The 1,340-nt window shown below is 64.6% G+C and carries 1 protein-coding gene; it reads left to right on the forward strand.

Annotated features, from left to right (window positions below; translation table 11 throughout):
* A partial coding sequence (locus AC5Y7D_RS30825) for a type I polyketide synthase (RefSeq protein ID WP_499929967.1) occupies positions 1-1,340 on the forward strand: 1,340 nt, incomplete at both ends.

Here is a 1,340-nt window from a genome sequence, read left to right on the forward strand (position 1 = left end):
GGGTTGTGGGAGGTGGTGTTTGGGGGTCGGGATGTGATTTCGCAGTTCCCGGGTGATCGGGGTTGGGATGTGGAGGGTCTTTTTGATCCTGATCCTGATCGGGTGGGGGCGTCGTATACGCGGATGGGGGGGTTTATTGAGGGTGCTGCGGATTTCGATGCGGGGTTCTTCGGGATTTCTCCGCGTGAGGCGTTGGCGATGGATCCTCAGCAGCGGTTGTTGTTGGAGACGGCGTGGGAGACCTTTGAGTCGGCCGGGATCGATCCGCGTTCGGTGCGCGGCAGTGACACCGGGGTGTTTGCCGGGGCGATGTTGTCTCACTACGGGGAGGCCGGCGGGACTGGTGCTGCCGAGGTGGAGGGGTATCTGCTCACCGGCACGGCGGCCAGTGTGGTGTCGGGTCGGGTGGCGTATGTGTTCGGGTTGGGGGGGCCGGCGGTGACGGTGGATACGGCGTGTTCGTCGTCGTTGGTGGCGTTGCATCAGGCGTGTCAGGCGTTGCGGGCTGGGGAGTGTTCGTCGGCGTTGGCCGGTGGGGTGACGGTGATGGCCACGCCGAGGACTTTTGTGGGGTTTTCCCGGCAGCGGGGGTTGTCGGTGGATGGGCGGTGTAAGTCGTTTGCTGCGGGGGCGGATGGGACGGGTTTTGCTGAGGGTGTGGGGTTGGTGTTGTTGGAGCGGTTGTCGGATGCGCGTCGTCGTGGGCATGAGGTGTTGGCGGTGATTCGGGGTAGTGCGGTGAATCAGGATGGTGCCTCGAATGGGTTGTCGGCGCCCAATGGGCCTGCTCAGGAGCGGGTGATTCGTTCGGCGTTGGCCAGTGCGGGTTTGAGTGCTGGGGATGTGGATGTGGTGGAGGCCCATGGGACGGGCACGGTGTTGGGGGATCCGATTGAGGCCCAAGCGATTTTGGCGACCTATGGGCAGGATCGGCCGGTGGATCGGCCGCTGTGGTTGGGATCGGTGAAGTCCAATATCGGGCATACCCAGGCGGCTGCGGGGGTGGCCGGGGTGATCAAGATGGTGCAGGCGATGCGTCATGGGGTGTTGCCGGCGACGTTGCATGTGGATCAGCCCTCGCCGCATGTGGATTGGTCGGCGGGTGCGGTGTCGTTGTTGACTGAGCCCCAGCCATGGGAGCCCGGTGAGCGGGTGCGTCGGGCAGGGGTGTCCTCGTTTGGTATTTCGGGCACGAATGCGCATGTGATTGTGGAACAGGCCCCGGTGATTGAGGACGGCGCCGAGCAGGACGGGAATGGGGACGGGGATGGGGATCCCGGGGTGCCTTCGACGGTGGTGCCGTGGGTGATATCAGCGAATACCGTTGCCGCGCTGGGCGC

It is taken from the genome of Mycobacterium sp. NGS49 (assembly GCF_059812565.1).